Origin of the sequence: Providencia sp. PROV040, assembly GCF_032706145.1 — a bacterium.
In the GTDB taxonomy this organism is placed as follows: domain Bacteria; phylum Pseudomonadota; class Gammaproteobacteria; order Enterobacterales; family Enterobacteriaceae; genus Providencia; species Providencia hangzhouensis.
This window is the reverse complement of sequence record NZ_CP120530.1, coordinates 1,158,999-1,177,905: the sequence shown is the minus strand read 5'-3', so window position 1 is coordinate 1,177,905 and position 18,907 is coordinate 1,158,999. Positions and strand designations below refer to the sequence as shown.

Below are 18,907 nucleotides of genomic sequence, written 5' to 3'. Positions count from 1 at the left end.
TCCTTAAACTAAGCCACGAATAGCAGCCCAATAAATACCTCTATTAAAGCCATTTCTTAGTAATCCCCCTAATTTAGTCGGAGGCGTAGGAATAACATCGTGTTTATAATCGTATTGTAAAGGCATCCCTGCAGTTAATCCCATTTGGGCAACAGCTTGAACTCGCCCATCATAGATAGCTGCGGGATAACCATAAATTAATTCTCCGCAAATATTATCAGCTATAATTGCGGCCTGATTATGACAGCTTCCACCTGCTTTACTGATCGGTAAATCAACGGTATCACCTATAACATAAACGCCATCAACACCATAAACTTGCATAGTTTCATGATCGGTAGGTAACCAACCTTCACCATTATTATGCTCACTTAATCCGGTATTAATAACTGCCTCAACCGCGGTAATTGGCGGAGTGCTAATCAATAAGTCGAAATTTTGCTCATCACCTTCTTTCGAATAAGCTATTTTTTTATCTGGATCAACTTTATCTAAAGTAAACCCTCTCTGAGCTTTAATATTTTTAGCAGTAAATACTTCAGGAATAACTTCACAAACAGGTTGTTGCATGAATAAACAGTTACGCAATAATTGTGAAACTGTTGGATAGGTATAAACGATTTCAATACTATCCCTAACTCGACGTTTACGTAAAAATTCATCAATCATTAATGTTGTTTCCATCGGCGCGATGCCACACTGATGGGGTACATTTGGCGTTTCAGGGAATGATACCGTAATAAAAATTCGACCTTTTTCAATCTTAGCAAGTTGATCTGCTAGCTTTCTCGATGCTTCATATGCATAAAAGTGGTTACCGATATCTTTTAAACCTTCAATTCGCTCAGGTTTAGGTATGCAACCTGTTGCAATCACAAGAAAATCATAGTTATATTTTTTTCCATGCTTAGAGTTTAGCGCTTTATTTTTAAAATCAAAATGCTCTATTTTATCAATGGCTAACTCTATTTCAGGTCTTAGCAATTCTCTTTCAGGGCGACTCAGTTCATCCTTAAAAAATAAATTAAAAGCAACATACATAAATGCAGGTTTATAATAATGGATTGGATTATCAGTAATTAATGTTATTTTTATTTTCTTCGAAAAAATTTCTCTACTCAATTTTCTAGCAAGTGTATTTGCTAGCATCGTCCCACCCGTTCCACCGCCAACAATAACTATATTTTTCATAACATTAACCACCATTTTTATATAATTAAATTCTATACGACATACCACCTACCTGTTATAAATATAGTTCATAGTGAATTAATGCTAATACAATAATTAGAATATAATTTTAAAAACAACAATTAAAACTAATCACTTACATATATAAAACCTCTTGAGTAAGTTAATTTTTAAAATTATAATCTAGGAAATTATATTATATAAAAACCATTTCACTTAATAAGAATAATGTCCAACAATATCCCAACGAAATAAAACATCTTCAGCAACTTGGCCATATCCAATATTGTGCATAACTAAATAACTTTGTGTACTTGGTGACTTTATCGAAGTTACAACACCGATATGTGACCGACCATTATCTAAACGCCAAGAGACAATATCGCCGGGAATATAATCACTGGCATTCTTTGATATAGGCTTTTTTTTCCCTTTTCGCGAGAAAAAAGCCTCTAAATTAGGTACACGACGATGATCAATATTTGTATCTGGCTTACGTAATCCCCATATACGTTGGCTGGGATATTGACTAAAGTTTGCTTTCATGTCTTCATGTACTAATTTTTGTAAATCAATACCAATTTTTCGGTAGCTTCGTATAACTACATCAGAACAGACACCATATTGTTCGGGCACATCACCATTTGGATAAGAAATTTGTCGATAAGATGAGTCATAAATAACTAAACGAGGCAACTGTTCAGCATGTTTTGCCAACAATAAGCTAGACCCATTAGCTATTTGTGCAAAAAAGAAAAGAATGTATAAAAACGATGATTTCAATCTGATATTCCCCATACAAGTAGTTCATCGAATCTACAATTAAATACGAGGGAAAATAAGGGAGATAATCTTAATTACTTAGAAAGCGTAAATTTGGTCATAATAGGGTTATGATCAGAAGCATCTGTCGGTAGTACAGTGCTATCTTTAACGTTCAATCCACGATAAAACACGTAATCCAAAGGACGACCAAAAGCCTTAGTACGGTAATCATCACTAAATACAATTTCTTTCAAGCCTACACTGCGAATAAATCGTTTCAACGCATTCACACGCTGTCTACTCCATGCATTAAAATCACCTGCTAGGATTACTGGCCCTACATGTTTAGCAATATGAACACCTAATTTACTTAGTTGCCGAGTATAAACATCTACTCCAAAACTGAAATTAATTGCATGAACATTCGCTACCATCAAATGTTTTCCATTTGGTAGGGGATATACCGTAATCAACGCAGATTTAGCTAACCGTAAAAGTGGTTCTTTTTCTCTTAAAGGACAGCAATATATTGGGTGTGAAGCTGCAAGCGTCATCACACCAGCGGGATGAGGAGAAAAAGGTAATGCAGGTACTTGGTCAGCAATTAATTTGTGTGATGCAGCAAAAGATATTAGCTCAGGTGACATTTGAGCTTCTTGCAACAAAATAAGTTTTCTATCTTTCACTAACTCATTAAGTGTATATTTCCAATTTGGACGCTGCTGCTTATAAATGTTCCATGTAACCACATCAAGAGTTTCACCCGCAGCAAATAGCGGTAAACCTATTGGAAGTGATTCTCCTAACATATGTACAGGCATGGGCTGAATACGTTTAGCGGGCTCACCTGCAATATACCGAACAGAATAGGTTCTTTTCGCCAAATTTGAAGTCCCTATATTACAGAAAAATAATGAAAATCTTACACTTTTTGATTAGTTACTGTGGGTAGTATATCAAATTTGAGGTGTTATAGCTTATCAAATTTAATGTAACTGCCATCTTAACCCTAGGGTCTTTAAGTTTTTCATTAGCGCTATCTATAAAGGGGTAATGCTCCATGCCTTCTTTTACTTCTCCCTTTGAAATGATAAGTATGTTAGGCACCCCACCTAAGCGGTATCATTCATCACCGTGATGGGCAAACATCCAATCCACAATATTTATTTGATTTTATTAAAATTTCGCTACCCTAAACAATCTATGAGTTGTTACTCACTCTTTGCATCCACAATATCCATTCAGCGCACCAATACAACCGCTCCCCCTCCATTACTTCTCCTAACTCCTGCCATCTCACCATCACTAGCAGCCAACATCCCTTTCAACAAGTGAGTTGTTACTGACTACTTTGGCTCAAGCGGTATCATTCATCACCGTGATGGGGAAACACCCAATCCACAATATTTATTTGATTTTATTAAAATTCCGCTACCCTAAACAATCTGTGAGCTGTTACTCACTACTTTGCATCACGCACGCTCATTAATGATGGTGATAGATAGAGGGGAGCCCCAAGAGTAGTTAAAAAAGATGAAGAGACGTGTAATACATCGTCTAATGAGAAAGTAAGCGATAAAAAGGGAATTAAAATTAGGGAGTAAAGCATTAAGGAACTGAGGAACTAAAACTTAGGCACCCCACCTAACCTCAACATCCACTGTTTTTCTTTTTTTCTCCAAACGCAAAAAAGCCACCCGATGGGTGGCTTTCTCACTAATTTAATGTCTGGCAGTTCCCTACTCTCACATGGGGAGACCCCACACTACCATCGGCGCTACGGCGTTTCACTGCTGAGTTCGGCATGGGGTCAGGTGGGACCACCGCGCTATTGCCGCCAGACAAATTCTGTTTTGTTCCCGTTTAATTTGGTTTTCACCTTCCTTAAACCAGAACCTCAATCTCAAACAAGCTGCGTGTCCTTCACCTTGCGGCTTCTCACTTCTCGAAAACAACTCAATCTCTCTAAAACACCTTCGGTGTTGTCAGGTTAAGCCTCACGGTTCATTAGTATTGGTTAGCTCAACGTATCGCTACGCTTACACACCCAACCTATCAACGTCTTAGTCTTAAACGTTCCTTTAGGACCCTTTAAGGGTCAGGGAAGACTCATCTCAAGGCAAGTTTCCCGCTTAGATGCTTTCAGCGGTTATCTCTTCCGCACTTAGCTACCGGGCAATGCCATTGGCATGACAACCCGAACACCAGTGGTGCGTCCACTCCGGTCCTCTCGTACTAGGAGCAGCCCCTTTCAATCTTCCAACGCCCACGGCAGATAGGGACCGAACTGTCTCACGACGTTCTAAACCCAGCTCGCGTACCACTTTAAACGGCGAACAGCCGTACCCTTGGGACCTACTTCAGCCCCAGGATGTGATGAGCCGACATCGAGGTGCCAAACACCGCCGTCGATATGAACTCTTGGGCGGTATCAGCCTGTTATCCCCGGAGTACCTTTTATCCGTTGAGCGATGGCCCTTCCATTCAGAACCACCGGATCACTAAGACCTACTTTCGTACCTGCTCGAGCCGTCACTCTCGCAGTCAAGCTGGCTTATGCCTTTGCACTAACCGCATGATGTCCGACCATGCTTAGCCAACCTTCGTGCTCCTCCGTTACTCTTTGGGAGGAGACCGCCCCAGTCAAACTACCCACCAGACACTGTCCGCACCCCAGATAATGGGGCAACGTTAGAACATCAAACATTAAAGGGTGGTATTTCAAGGTTGGCTCCACGCAGACTGGCGTCCACGCTTCAAAGCCTCCCACCTATCCTACACATCAAGGCTCAATGTTCAGTGTCAAGCTATAGTAAAGGTTCACGGGGTCTTTCCGTCTTGCCGCGGGTACACTGCATCTTCACAGCGAGTTCAATTTCACTGAGTCTCGGGTGGAGACAGCCTGGCCATCATTACGCCATTCGTGCAGGTCGGAACTTACCCGACAAGGAATTTCGCTACCTTAGGACCGTTATAGTTACGGCCGCCGTTTACTGGGGCTTCGATCAAGAGCTTCTCCTTACGGATAACCCCATCAATTAACCTTCCAGCACCGGGCAGGCGTCACACCGTATACGTCCACTTTCGTGTTTGCACAGTGCTGTGTTTTTAATAAACAGTTGCAGCCAGCTGGTATCTGCGACTGGCTTCAGCTCCATGAGTAAATCACTTCACCTAATGCCAGCGTGCCTTCTCCCGAAGTTACGGCACCATTTTGCCTAGTTCCTTCACCCGAGTTCTCTCAAGCGCCTGAGTATTCTCTACCTGACCACCTGTGTCGGTTTGGGGTACGATTAATGATAATCTAGAGCTTAGAGGCTTTTCCTGGAAGCGGGGCATGAGCTACTTCATCACCGTAGTGACTCGTCGTCGGACCTCAGCATATAGTGAACCGGATTTGCCTAATTCACCTGCCTACATCCTTAAACCGGGACAACCGTCGCCCGGATAGCCTAGCCTTCTCCGTCCCCCCATCGCAATTATCACCAGTACGGGAATATTAACCCGTTTCCCATCGACTACGCATTTCTGCCTCGCCTTAGGGGTCGACTCACCCTGCCCCGATTAACGTTGGACAGGAACCCTTGGTCTTCCGGCGTGCGGGTTTTTCACCCGCATTATCGTTACTTATGTCAGCATTCGCACTTCTGATACCTCCAGCATGCCTCACAGCACACCTTCACAGGCTTACAGAACGCTCCCCTACCCAACAATATTTACATATCGCTGCCGCAGCTTCGGTGCATAGTTTAGCCCCGTTACATCTTCCGCGCAGGCCGACTCGACCAGTGAGCTATTACGCTTTCTTTAAATGATGGCTGCTTCTAAGCCAACATCCTGGCTGTCTGAGCCTTCCCACTTCGTTTCCCACTTAACTATGACTTTGGGACCTTAGCTGGCGGTCTGGGTTGTTTCCCTCTTCACGACGAACGTTAGCACCCGCCGTGTGTCTCCCGTGATAACATTCTTCGGTATTCGTAGTTTGCATCGAGTTGGTAAGTCGGGATGACCCCCTAGTCGAAACAGTGCTCTACCCCCGAAGATGAGTTCACGAGGCGCTACCTAAATAGCTTTCGGGGAGAACCAGCTATCTCCCGGTTTGATTGGCCTTTCACCCCCAGCCACAAGTCATCCGCTAATTTTTCAACATTAGTCGGTTCGGTCCTCCAGTTAGTGTTACCCAACCTTCAACCTGCCCATGGCTAGATCACCGGGTTTCGGGTCTATACCCTGCAACTTATTCGCCCAGTTAAGACTCGGTTTCCCTACGGCTCCCCTATACGGTTAACCTTGCTACAGAATATAAGTCGCTGACCCATTATACAAAAGGTACGCAGTCACCCCATCCTCAAATGTCCCGCTTGTCTTTGCGGCCAATCTTGCCCGATTTTTTAACTTCCGCTGCTCGTGTACTTCGATGTACACTGCGCGACGGCTTGAAAAAATCGACCAATCTTGTTGGCAAATCCTGCGCTGTTATTGTGATGGTTGTTAAGCCATCACTCAATTGCCGAGGCACTTGAGTGATGGGGCTCCCACTGCTTGTACGTACACGGTTTCAGGTTCTATTTCACTCCCCTCGCCGGGGTTCTTTTCGCCTTTCCCTCACGGTACTGGTTCACTATCGGTCAATCAGGAGTATTTAGCCTTGGAGGATGGTCCCCCCATATTCAGACAGGATAACACGTGTCCCGCCCTACTCGTCGAGTTCACAACACTAACACCTTCGGATACGGGGCTATCACCCTTTACTGCCGGACTTTCCAGACCGTTCTCCTGATGCTAATGCTGATTAAGACTCTGGGCTGCTCCCCGTTCGCTCGCCGCTACTAGGGGAATCTCGGTTGATTTCTTTTCCTCGGGGTACTGAGATGTTTCAGTTCCCCCGGTTCGCTTCGTTTGACTATGTATTCATCAAACGATAGTGCAACGAATTGCACTGGGTTTCCCCATTCGGAAATCGTCGGTTGTAACGGTTCATATCACCTTACCGACGCTTATCGCAGATTAGCACGTCCTTCATCGCCTCTGATTGCCTAGGCATCCACCGTGTACGCTTAGTCGCTTAACCTCACAACCCGAAATTGTTTCAACGTTCACCTTACTGTCATGGCTGTGCGTGGTGAACTTCTTCGTTGGGCAGTGCTCGCAATGCTCACGTACCTAAGTACGCTGCGCTTGCTGCGCGCTGTCCGCCTTGAATTTCACACTGCTCGCGCATGCCGCTCGAGTTTGTGACCGAAAATTTCAGGTCTGAAATTTTGAGAGACTCTCACATTGTTTAAGCGATAAACAATGTGCGTTGTTTTCAATTTTCAGCTTGTTCCAGATTGTTAAAGAGCATAATTATTCGCAATAGACTATTACTAATCTATTCTGAATAATCAGAAAAATTATGGTGGAGCTAAGCGGGATCGAACCGCTGACCTCCTGCGTGCAAGGCAGGCGCTCTCCCAGCTGAGCTATAGCCCCATAAAGGTATTTTCGGTATCAATATAAGTCATTAAATGACAAATCGAATTCAGGCAAGGCATAGATTGGCGAAGCTTACTTAGGTAAGTGAGCTAATCTATAACGACGCATTAATTCGATTTTGGTAGGCCTGAGTGGACTTGAACCACCGACCTCACCCTTATCAGGGGTGCGCTCTAACCACCTGAGCTACAAGCCTATCGATACCGCTACTCTATTTCATCAGACAATCTGTGTGAGCACTTCACAAAAACACTTCAATGGTAAGGAGGTGATCCAACCGCAGGTTCCCCTACGGTTACCTTGTTACGACTTCACCCCAGTCATGAATCACAAAGTGGTAAGCGCCCTCCCGAAGGTTAAGCTACCTACTTCTTTTGCAACCCACTCCCATGGTGTGACGGGCGGTGTGTACAAGGCCCGGGAACGTATTCACCGTAGCATTCTGATCTACGATTACTAGCGATTCCGACTTCATGGAGTCGAGTTGCAGACTCCAATCCGGACTACGACGTACTTTATGAGTTCCGCTTGCTCTCGCGAGGTCGCTTCTCTTTGTATACGCCATTGTAGCACGTGTGTAGCCCTACTCGTAAGGGCCATGATGACTTGACGTCATCCCCACCTTCCTCCGGTTTATCACCGGCAGTCTCCTTTGAGTTCCCGACCGAATCGCTGGCAACAAAGGATAAGGGTTGCGCTCGTTGCGGGACTTAACCCAACATTTCACAACACGAGCTGACGACAGCCATGCAGCACCTGTCTCAGAGTTCCCGAAGGCACTAAAGCATCTCTGCTAAATTCTCTGGATGTCAAGAGTAGGTAAGGTTCTTCGCGTTGCATCGAATTAAACCACATGCTCCACCGCTTGTGCGGGCCCCCGTCAATTCATTTGAGTTTTAACCTTGCGGCCGTACTCCCCAGGCGGTCGATTTAACGCGTTAGCTCCGAAAGCCACTCCTCTAGGGAACAACCTTCAAATCGACATCGTTTACAGCGTGGACTACCAGGGTATCTAATCCTGTTTGCTCCCCACGCTTTCGCACCTGAGCGTCAGTCTTTGTCCAGGGGGCCGCCTTCGCCACCGGTATTCCTCCACATCTCTACGCATTTCACCGCTACACATGGAATTCTACCCCCCTCTACAAGACTCTAGCTGACCAGTCTTAGATGCCATTCCCAGGTTAAGCCCGGGGATTTCACATCTAACTTAATCAACCGCCTGCGTGCGCTTTACGCCCAGTAATTCCGATTAACGCTTGCACCCTCCGTATTACCGCGGCTGCTGGCACGGAGTTAGCCGGTGCTTCTTCTGTCGGTAACGTCAATCGTTGTTGATATTAGCAACAACGCCTTCCTCCCGACTGAAAGTACTTTACAACCCTAGGGCCTTCTTCATACACGCGGCATGGCTGCATCAGGCTTGCGCCCATTGTGCAATATTCCCCACTGCTGCCTCCCGTAGGAGTCTGGGCCGTGTCTCAGTCCCAGTGTGGCTGATCATCCTCTCAGACCAGCTAGGGATCGTCGCCTAGGTGAGCCATTACCTCACCTACTAGCTAATCCCATATGGGTTCATCCGATAGCGCAAGGACCGAAGTTCCCCTGCTTTGCTCCTGAGAGATTATGCGGTATTAGCTACCGTTTCCAGTAGTTATCCCCCTCTATCGGGCAGATCCCCATACATTACTCACCCGTCCGCCGCTCGTCAGCGAGAAGCAAGCTTCCCCTGTTACCGCTCGACTTGCATGTGTTAGGCCTGCCGCCAGCGTTCAATCTGAGCCATGATCAAACTCTTCAATTAAAAGTAGCTTGATGCTCAAAGAATGTCTTACTGACCGTAACGTTCTTTTGTTCGGCTAACTTTGTCGGCTTCGCATCGCTTCCCCTCGCCGTACCTAAGTACTGTCTCGGGTTATCTCTGCTTGCCTTCGCGTTATCCTTCCAAAATAAGCGTTACTACCTTATTTCATATATATGAATTAACGTGTTAGTCACTCTTCAAGACTTAAAATCAAATATTTTTTTGATAGTGTCCTGTGAGTGCCCACACAGATTGTCTGATAAATTGTTAAAGAGCGTTGCAGCTTTTCTTTATGAAAACCAACCTTTCGGTCGTTGCTGCGAGGAGGCGTATATTACGTTTTCCTCCGTGAGAGTCAAGCAATTTTTTGCTTTTTCTTTTCAGAATCTCTCGCTGCCGTTTCAGTGTTCATCGCGCTTTGCGTTGTCTTGTTCCCGGTCAGTGGTGGCGCATTATAGGGAGTCAGAAAAATCTGGCAAGTGTTTTTTTGAAAAAAAATTTCAAGTGGTGATATTTTATACTTTACGCCCAATTATCAAGCAAAAAAAGTGATTTTATACCTAATTTGATATAAAAAAGGTGGCTAACAATAGCCACCTTTTGATTTTACAATAATATCAATTACTGTTTAGCAACGATTTCGTCATTTTCTACATCTAAAACGACAGGTTTACCTGGTAATAACTTACCTGACAAGATTTCTTGTGCCAGAGGGTTCTCAATTTCCTGCTGAATTGCGCGTTTCAATGGCCTTGCTCCGAAGATTGGGTCAAAACCAGCCTCCCCAATTTTCTCCAGTGCAGCAGGTGTCGCACTAACTTCATAACCGTGCTCTTCAAGACGTTTATATAAACGAGCCAATTGAATATTGGCAATATTCGTAATTTGCTCTTTACCTAATGGATGGAATACAACAACTTCATCTATACGGTTAATAAATTCAGGTCTGAAACTATGGGATACCACTTCCATCACCATATCTTTCATTTCTGAGTAACCAATCATACCAAATCTTTCTTGGATTAAGTCAGAACCCAAGTTAGATGTCATGATAATCACCGTATTACGGAAGTCCACTGTTCTACCTTGTCCATCCGTTAAACGCCCGTCATCAAGCACTTGTAATAAAATGTTGAAAACATCAGGGTGTGCTTTCTCAACTTCATCCAATAAAATGACTGAATATGGACGACGTCTAACCGCTTCAGTTAAATACCCACCTTCTTCGTAACCGACATACCCTGGAGGTGCGCCCACTAAACGTGATACCGCATGTTTTTCCATAAATTCAGACATATCGATACGAACCATTGCATCATCGCTATCAAACATGAAATTTGCTAACGCTTTACACAATTCAGTTTTACCTACCCCTGTTGGCCCTAAGAACATAAACGAGCCAATTGGGCGGTTCGGGTCTGATAACCCTGCACGACTACGACGAATTGCATTCGATACTGCAACTACCGCTTCATCTTGTCCAATAACACGCTGATGGAGTTGCTGTTCCATACGTAACAGTTTTTCTCTTTCACTTTCTAGCATTCGAGATACAGGGATGCCAGTCCAACGAGCTAAGATTTCAGCAATTTCGACATCTGTTACTTTGTTACGTAACAGTTTCATGCTTTTGCCTTCAGCTTTGGTTGCCGCTTCAAGCTGTTTCTCTAACTCTGGAATTTTACCGTATTGCAATTCGGACATTTTTGCCAAATCACCCATACGGCGTGCTTTTTCCATCTCGATACGTGTATTTTCAAGTTCAGCTTTAATATGCTGAGTACCTGTTAATGATGCTTTTTCAGCTTTCCATTCTTCTTCTAACGCAGAGTACTCACGTTCTTTCTCTGCGAGCTCTTCTTCTAACATCTCAAGACGTTTTTTACTTGCATCATCCGATTCTTTTTTCAGCGCTTGCTGTTCAAGTTTGAGCTGAATAATACGGCGTTCCAGCCTATCTAAGGATTCAGGTTTCGAATCCATTTGCATACGTAAACTTGCACCCGCTTCATCAATTAAATCAATCGCTTTGTCAGGTAACATACGGTCAGTAATATAGCGATGCGATAACGTTGCCGCTGCCACAATCGCCGGGTCAGTTATTTGAACGTGGTGATGCAGTTCATAACGTTCTTTTAAACCACGTAAAATAGCAATTGTGTCTTCAACGGATGGCTCAGCCACATACACTTTTTGGAAACGACGCTCTAATGCAGGGTCTTTCTCAATGTATTGGCGATACTCATCCAATGTGGTAGCGCCAACACAGTGTAATTCACCGCGAGCCAACGCAGGTTTTAACATGTTACCCGCATCCATCGCACCATCTGCTTTACCTGCACCAACCATGGTGTGTAATTCATCAATAAACAGAATGACGTTACCTTCCTGTTTGGCAAGATCATTTAGAACAGCTTTCAGACGCTCTTCAAACTCACCACGATATTTCGCACCCGCAATCAGCGCCCCCATATCAAGGGATAATACACGTTTGTTTTTTAACCCTTCTGGAATTTCACCATTAACAATACGTTGTGCTAACCCTTCAACAATTGCTGTTTTACCTACACCTGGTTCACCAATCAGCACAGGGTTATTTTTAGTACGACGTTGCAGTACTTGAATGGTCCGACGTATTTCTTCATCTCGACCAATTACTGGGTCTAATTTGCCTTGCTCTGCACGTTCGGTTAAATCAACTGTATATTTTTTCAAGGCTTGGCGCTGGTCTTCAGCGCTTTGGTCATTCACTTTTTCTCCACCACGCATCTGTTCTATTGCCTTTTTTAAATTATCTTTGTTAACACCTGCTGCTTTGAGCATGTCTGCTAATGTCGTATTGGCTTCTAAAGCGGCGACAAGAAATAATTCTGAGGAGATAAATTCATCTCCGTGCTTTTGTGCCAACTGATCACATAAATTCAAATGACGCATTAAGTCACTTGATGGTTGAACATCTCCCGCAACACCTTGCACTTGAGGTAAACGCCCTAATGCATCTTCGACTTTTTGCTGGAATTGTACGGCATTCACGCCTAACGTCGTCAGCAATGGACGAACTGTGCCACCCTCTTGATTAAACAGGGCACTTAATAGATGAATAGGTTCAATAAACTGGTTTTCGCGCCCAAGGGCTAGTGATTGGGCGTCAGCGAGAGCTTGCTGGAATTTATTAGTTAAACGGTCCAGACGCATAACACCTCCAATAAATGAGATTAAATTTGCTACTGGATACTAGATGAGGTCAGTTTTTAAATATTCAAGTTTTGCAAGGAATTATTTTTGATATATCCGTTAATTTAGAACAAAACCCCAATACTAGGTATTTATCCATATCAATGAAGCCATCCTGCCGGTTTTTCCTTCCCTTCGATAGGAAAAAAATCTGTTTTCATCTGTTACTGTACAAAAATCACCACCATAGACCTTCGTTACGCCAGCAGCCTGTAGTTTTTTACGTGCTAATAAATAAATGTCAGCTAAATATTTATCATTATAAGAAATAAAAGCAGAGGCTAAATCAGATGACTGATTAACAAAAGCCTCTTTGACTTCCTTACCGACTTCAAATTTCTCAGCACCAATAGCGGGGCCAAGCCAAGCGATAATTTCATTTGCAGGGCTAATAAATTGATTGATTGTATTTTCAAGAACCCCATGACATAGCCCGCGCCACCCTGCGTGGGCTGCTGCCACTTCCGTTCCTGCTTGATTAGTCAATAACACAGGCAAGCAATCCGCAGTCATAATGGCACAAACTTGGCCAACCTGATTACTGTACACGGCGTCCGCTTGCCTATTATGAATTTTATCACCAACAAGCTGAAGCACATCCGTTCCATGAACTTGCTCAAGCCAAACTGGTTGTTGTGGTAGCTGAGCAAGCGTCTCAAGGCGTTGACGATTTTCACTGACGGCATTGGGTATATCCCCAACATGATCACCTAAATTCAAGCTATCAAAAGGTGGCAGGCTCACACCACCCACTCGAGTTGTACTACAGCTTGCTATGTTTTTAGGTTGCGGCCAATCAGGGAAAATCAATGTATTCATTACCAGTCCATATCGTCTTTATGCAGTTCAGTGTCTGCTTTTAGAGCTTCTATAAGCTTAACCATATCATCAGGTAACGGTGCATGCCACTCCATTTGAATACCTGAGATTGGGTGATATAAGCGTAACATGGTGGCATGCAGTGCTTGCCTATCAAAATTACGCATGACCTCTAAAAATTCTTCGGTCGCCCCTTTTAGTGGGCGCGGGCGGCCACCGTATAAGGGATCACCAATTAATGGATGATTGATATGAGCCATATGAACACGAATTTGGTGAGTTCTGCCCGTCTCCAGACGTAAACGTAAACGAGTATGGGCTCTAAAGTGTTCCATCACACGATAATGCGTTACAGCGGGTTTGCCCATTGGGTGCACAGCCATATGGGTTCGTTTAGTTGGATGACGAGAGATAGGTTCTTCTACCATGCCACCCGCTGTCATACGGCCGACCGCAACCGCTTCATATTCACGCGTAATTTCTCTACGTTGCAATGCTTCTACAAGGTGTGTTTGAGCTGGAACTGTTTTTGCGACAACCATTAAGCCTGTCGTGTCTTTATCTAAACGATGAACAATACCTGCTCTCGGCACATCAGCAATTTCAGGATAACGATATAACAACGCATTAAGAATTGTACCGTCTGGATTTCCTGCTCCAGGGTGGACAACTAAATCACGCGGTTTATTAATAATTAGGATATCTTCATCTTCATAAATCACATTAAGTGGGATATCTTGTGGTTCCCAGCGATTATCTTCTTCAATGAGGGCGTCGATTAAAATTTGTTCGCTGCCAAAAACTTTTTCTTTTGGCTTATTGATAACTTTGCCATTAACCTGCACTCTATCAGCTAAAATCCATTCTTTTATGCGAGAACGTGAATAATCAGGGAACAATTCGGCCAAAGCCTGATCTAAACGTTGACCAAGCTGTGATTCAGCGATAGTTGCACTAAGTTGTACTTGTTGAGCCATAAATTAATCTACTTTTTGGTGTTTGTATTTTGACGGCAGTGCCGTTTCATTTAAAATATATGCTATTGTAACTCGAATTTTGCCGGGAGCCTTATGGATAGACTCCCTCGAAACACTCAGAGGATAACCTACACGTGATGATACGTATGAAAAATCTGGTGGCTGCAGCCACGTTGAGCCTGATTTTAGTCGGCTGTTCCAGCACTCCTGAAGTCAGCCCTGATAGCACCCCTGCTGAAATATATGCAACGGGTCAGCAAAAATTACAGGACGGCAATTTTAAAGCAGCGATTAAACAATTTGAAGCTCTTGATAACCGTTATCCATTTGGTCCATATGCTCAGCAGGTTCAATTAGACCTGATTTATGCATATTATAAATCAGCAGAGCTGCCAATGGCGATAGCCGCAATTGACCGTTTCATGCGTTTGAACCCAACTCATCCAAATATTGATTATGTCCTCTATATGCGAGGCTTAACCGCGATGGCTCTGGATGATAGCTTATTGCAAGGCCTCTTTGGTATTGACCGCTCAGACAGAGACCCACAGCATGCACGAGTTGCATTCAAAGATTTCAGTCAGTTAGTTCGCTACTATCCTAACAGCTTATACTCCAATGATGCGAGTAAGCGATTAGTCTTCTTAAAAGACCGCTTAGCGAAATTCGACCTTTCTGTTGTCGAATACTACAACAAACGCGGTGCTTATGTCGCGGTTGTTAATCGTGTTCAACAAATGCTAAAAGACTACCCAGACACAGAAGCAACACGTAATGCCTTAGCATACATGGAAATTGCTTATAATGAGATGGGGCTAAACCAAGAAGCGAATAAAGTTGCGAGTATTATTGCTGCAAACCCACAATAATATCATCGTGCGATCTAAAACAGCAGCCAAGGCTGCTGTTTTTCTTTGCTAGCGGCGATTTAGTTGCTTGCTCATTTAGGGTACTAATTTTAACCCAAAAAAAGTTCCGGCTATTTACCGTTCCCCTAGCCAACTCAATCAGTGTCCCTTAATCCATTCATTTTGGCAATGCTTTTTCGCCCCTTTTTTATGTGAAATCACACTTCAGATAGCTGTTACTCTTCCCCTGAATGAGATGTGATCTACATCAATTTTTTCTTAGCAAGAACGGGTATTCTGAAATCAACAAAGACGGAAACAATGAGAGGTAACTATATGATAGTGAACATTACTAGCAAACAAATGGACATTACCCCAGCGATTCGTGAGCACATTGAGAGCCGTCTAACAAAACTCGATAAGTGGCAAGTATCTCTAATAAATACGCATGTCGTATTATCAAAAGAGCCACAAGGTTTTATGGTTGATGCCAACATAAAAACAGCGACAGGAAAATTGGTCGCAAGTGCCAAGCATGAAGATATGTACGTTGCAATTAATGAACTAATTAACAAACTCGAAAGACAACTTAATAAAGTGCAACATAAAGGAGAATCAAGAAGAGCATATAATAGTGTAAAAGAAGCGAATAATACTGTTACGTTATAATTTTATATTATCTATCAACTAATCTTGAACCTTATAAACGCGCTCACCATGGGCGCGTTTTTTTATGTTTATGATCCTTACCTATTGACTTCTTAGTGAGTATCGGGTTTATTTAAATTGAATCTGACTAAAGGTGTTCATATGAATCTTAATTTTGTTTTCTTTTTCTTCTTTAGCAACTCCTAATTGGGGGCTTTTGTCGTTCGAGAAAGAAAAGAAGACAAAATTAGAAAGCCCCCTCTAGGGGGCTTTTTTTATATCATGATATTAACAGGGTGGGCAGCATGGAAAACAGCACTAATTTATTAAAAGTAAGAGAGAAAATAAGTCAACTGGATAGTGAATTACTAAATCTTTTAGCAAAGCGCCGTGGTTATGCTGTTGAAGTCGCTGAAACAAAAATTGATGATAGCCGCCCTATTCGTGATAAAGACCGTGAGCGTCAGCTTCTTGATGTTTTAATCAACAAAGGCAAACCGCTAGGGCTTGATGGCTTTTATATCACTCGCCTATTCCAGATGATTATTGAGGACTCTGTTCTTACGCAACAGGCTATTTTACAAAAGCATTTAAATTTAACCCCTAGTGATACCGCGCGTTTCGCATTTTTAGGGCCGAAAGGTTCTTATTCACACATTGCGGCACGCCAGTACTCAGCCCGTCATTTTGACCAACTAGTTGAATGCAGTTGCCATAAATTCCAAGATATTTTTTCATTAGTTGAAAATGGGCAAGCGGAATATGGCATTTTACCAATAGAAAACACCAGTTCGGGCGCAATTAACGATGTTTACGATTTACTACAAAATACATCATTATCAATCGTCGGGGAGATTCGGCTCCCAATTAACCATTGCCTCTTAACAACAGGAAATACCGATCTCAGCCAGATCAAAACCGTGTATAGCCACCCTCAGCCTTTCCAACAATGCAGCCAATACTTAGCACAATTCCCACACTGGGAAATAAAATATTGTGATAGCACATCAACTGCAATGCAAATGGTCGCAGACCAAAACTCACCGAGTGTCGCGGCACTTGGAAGTGAAGCCGGTGGCGCCTTATACGATTTAAGCGTAATAGAGCATAATCTCGCTAATCAGCAAATTAACATGACACGCTTTATTGTTGTTGCACCACAACCAATTGAAGTCACTGAACAAGTACCGGCTAAAACAACACTGCTTCTGACCACTGGCCAACAAGCTGGTGCCTTAGTTGATGCATTAGTTATTTTGAAAAATAATAAGATAATCATGAGCAAGTTAGAATCACGCCCAATAAATGGAAAACCATGGGAAGAGATGTTTTATGTTGATGTGCATGCCAATTTACGTTCAGAAAATATGCAACAAGCTTTAAGAGAGCTTTCAACAATTACTAGGTCAATTAAAATATTAGGCTGCTACCCATCCGAAAATGTGGTTCCTGTTGAACCTGAAAAAATTACGCCTTAATTAAAATATAATTAGGCTGCATTTTTTCAGTGCAGCCTACTAAACTGAAACTATGCTCTCACTTCAGGTTGATAATTCGAAGATTTGACTCTGAAATAATTGACTAGTTCCTTCAAATGGTACGCCTGTTCATTCAATGAGTCCGCTGCGACAACAGATTCCTCAACTAAACTCGCATTTTGTTGTGTGGTTAAATCAAGTTGCCCTACTGCACTATTGATTTGAGAAATTCCATCGCTTTGCTCACGACTAGCCTGCCCAATTTCACGTAGTAACGCATTCATCTCTTTTACACTATCAACCATTCCGTGTATTTGCTGAGTCGCTTTTTCAACAAGTTCCATACCCTCTTGCGTTTGTGACGATGAGTTTTCAATCAACCCACGAATATCACTCGCTGAAGCCGCACTTTTTTGTGCTAATAATCTCACTTCTCCGGCAACAACGGCAAAGCCTCGCCCATGTTCACCGGCTCTTGCCGCTTCAACGGATGCATTCAATGCTAAGATATTGGTTTGAAATGCAATTGAGTCTATTAGATTAATAATTTCTGTCATCTGTGATGATGATCCATTGATTGCACGCATTTTATTCGTTACTTGACTCATCATGTCGCCATTGTTTTGTACAATAATTGCCGCTTGGTCTGCAAGCATGCTAGCTTCATGAGTGTGCTCAGTCGTGTTTTGAACGGTTGAAGTTATTTGTTCCATTGAACTGGCCGTTTCTTCAACTGATGCGGCCTGTTCTTCGGTGCGCGCCGCCAGGTTTTGGTTCCCCGCGACAATTTGCCCTGCTGCTGCCGAAATACTTTCAGAACCTTGTTGAACCTCTTGAACGATTTCCAGCAAGTGCTCTTTCATATCATTAAGTGCATTTAACAATACACCCGTTTCATCTTTTGAGGTGACCTGAATATCTTTAGTCAGATCCCCATTTGCAATTGACTGCGCGAAATTAACCGCATTTTCCAATGGCCTTGTGATAATGTTCGTAATATACCAGCCCATTACGCAGCCCGCGCCAATACTCAAGATTGATAACACCGCTAGTAATAGTTTATTGTTTTCATAATCCGCATTCACTTTACGGCCAACCTCTTGCATTTCCAAATCTTGGATAGCCATTAAAGTTTGAATTTGATCACGATAATCACGTTGAATACTAGACGTTTTAGTCATCATTTCATCAATAGCAGCTTGGCGATTATTCTCTGATAAAAAGGTATTGATGCGAGTAATTGATGAATGAAACTGTTGGCGAATAACACGCAAATCAGCCAAGACTTCTTTAGAGCGATCATCTGTAACGTTATTTTCTAAGCTTTCCATCAATCCATTAATTTTTAATGTAATTTTAGCCAACTCTTCTCTGCGTTTATCACTACCACGATCATCAAGTAAAATTAGCTCTTGGATCCCTATAAAAGAATAAAAGTTATCCATCATTTGCCCTGCGGTAGAGGCAATAGGATAACTTTCATACAGGACTTGTTTCATGCCATCATTAGCTCGGTTCATATTGGCTAAAGAAAAAAGTGAACTTAGGATAATAAGCGCAACAAAACCACCAAATGCTACCGTTAACTTCATACTAATTTTGAGATTTTTAAAAGACATATATTTACCACGCTAACCATCATTTAATGAGTAGTGTTATCGGTAAAACAGG

Annotated in this window: 10 protein-coding genes, 2 tRNA genes, 3 rRNA genes and 1 other annotated feature; of the genes, 3 read left to right on the top strand and 12 right to left on the bottom strand. The window is 42.9% G+C overall.

The annotated features are described in order from the left end of the window. Window positions 1-3 precede the first annotated feature (3 nt). The 11 genes from P3L40_RS05295 to rluD form a co-directional block, all read right to left on the bottom strand. Window positions 4-1,191 carry an FAD/NAD(P)-binding oxidoreductase gene (locus P3L40_RS05295; protein WP_096865156.1) on the bottom strand — a complete coding sequence of 396 codons (1,188 nt, stop codon included), beginning with the start codon at window positions 1,189-1,191 and terminating at the stop codon, window positions 4-6. 216 nt (window positions 1,192-1,407) lie between these two features. Further along, on the bottom strand, window positions 1,408-1,989 hold the full coding sequence (locus P3L40_RS05290) for a DUF1287 domain-containing protein (RefSeq protein ID WP_228676927.1): 582 nt from the start codon (window positions 1,987-1,989) through the stop codon (window positions 1,408-1,410). Between the two features lie 59 nt (window positions 1,990-2,048). After that, window positions 2,049-2,840: an endonuclease/exonuclease/phosphatase family protein gene (locus P3L40_RS05285; protein WP_036958303.1), complete on the bottom strand. Its 792-nt coding sequence runs from the start codon at window positions 2,838-2,840 to the stop codon at window positions 2,049-2,051. An 842-nt stretch (window positions 2,841-3,682) separates the two neighbouring features. Next, window positions 3,683-3,798 (bottom strand): 5S ribosomal RNA (gene rrf, locus P3L40_RS05280). 144 nt (window positions 3,799-3,942) lie between these two features. Then, a 23S ribosomal RNA gene (locus tag P3L40_RS05275) occupies window positions 3,943-7,027 on the bottom strand. Window positions 7,028-7,352: 325 nt separating this feature from the next. Then, window positions 7,353-7,428: transfer RNA gene (locus tag P3L40_RS05270), tRNA-Ala, on the bottom strand. 122 nt (window positions 7,429-7,550) lie between these two features. Continuing rightward, window positions 7,551-7,627 (bottom strand) — tRNA-Ile (locus P3L40_RS05265). 65 nt (window positions 7,628-7,692) lie between these two features. Beyond that, window positions 7,693-9,232 (bottom strand): 16S ribosomal RNA (locus P3L40_RS05260). Together the 16S, 23S and 5S rRNA genes with 2 tRNA genes alongside form the textbook arrangement of a ribosomal RNA operon. Window positions 9,233-9,853: 621 nt before the next feature. Beyond that, complete coding sequence (clpB, locus tag P3L40_RS05255) at window positions 9,854-12,427, bottom strand: ATP-dependent chaperone ClpB (RefSeq protein ID WP_094962020.1); 2,574 nt, start codon at window positions 12,425-12,427, stop codon at window positions 9,854-9,856. Between the two features lie 123 nt (window positions 12,428-12,550). Beyond that, window positions 12,551-13,285 (bottom strand): purine nucleoside phosphorylase YfiH, encoded by a 735-nt coding sequence (gene yfiH, locus P3L40_RS05250; RefSeq protein WP_210852678.1) that lies wholly within the window; start codon window positions 13,283-13,285, stop codon window positions 12,551-12,553. Beyond that, window positions 13,285-14,262 (bottom strand): 23S rRNA pseudouridine(1911/1915/1917) synthase RluD, encoded by a 978-nt coding sequence (gene rluD / locus P3L40_RS05245; protein ID WP_004264836.1) that lies wholly within the window; start codon window positions 14,260-14,262, stop codon window positions 13,285-13,287. The genes yfiH and rluD overlap by 1 nt, the downstream gene beginning before the upstream one ends. Window positions 14,263-14,399: 137 nt before the next feature. Here rluD and bamD point away from each other — a divergent pair, with 137 nt between their 5' ends. The 3 genes from bamD to pheA all read left to right on the top strand — a co-directional run bounded on the left by bamD (window position 14,400) and on the right by pheA (window position 17,236). Beyond that, on the top strand, window positions 14,400-15,131 hold the full coding sequence (gene bamD / locus P3L40_RS05240; protein ID WP_004264835.1) for an outer membrane protein assembly factor BamD: 732 nt from the start codon (window positions 14,400-14,402) through the stop codon (window positions 15,129-15,131). A gap of 315 nt (window positions 15,132-15,446) precedes the next feature. Beyond that, window positions 15,447-15,779, top strand: a complete 333-nt coding sequence (raiA, locus tag P3L40_RS05235) for a ribosome-associated translation inhibitor RaiA (protein WP_036958924.1) — start codon at window positions 15,447-15,449, stop codon at window positions 15,777-15,779. 140 nt (window positions 15,780-15,919) lie between these two features. After that, window positions 15,920-16,037: a sequence feature (Phe leader region), on the top strand. Window positions 16,038-16,063: 26 nt separating this feature from the next. Then, the gene (gene pheA, locus P3L40_RS05230; RefSeq protein WP_136134837.1) at window positions 16,064-17,236 is read left to right on the top strand and encodes a bifunctional chorismate mutase/prephenate dehydratase; all 1,173 of its coding nucleotides are present in this window, start codon (window positions 16,064-16,066) and stop codon (window positions 17,234-17,236) included. Window positions 17,237-17,286: 50 nt separating this feature from the next. Here the strand turns inward: pheA and P3L40_RS05225 are convergent, their stop codons facing one another. Further along, the gene (locus tag P3L40_RS05225; RefSeq protein ID WP_004264831.1) at window positions 17,287-18,855 is read right to left on the bottom strand and encodes a methyl-accepting chemotaxis protein; all 1,569 of its coding nucleotides are present in this window, start codon (window positions 18,853-18,855) and stop codon (window positions 17,287-17,289) included. Between the last annotated feature and the right edge of the window lie 52 nt (window positions 18,856-18,907).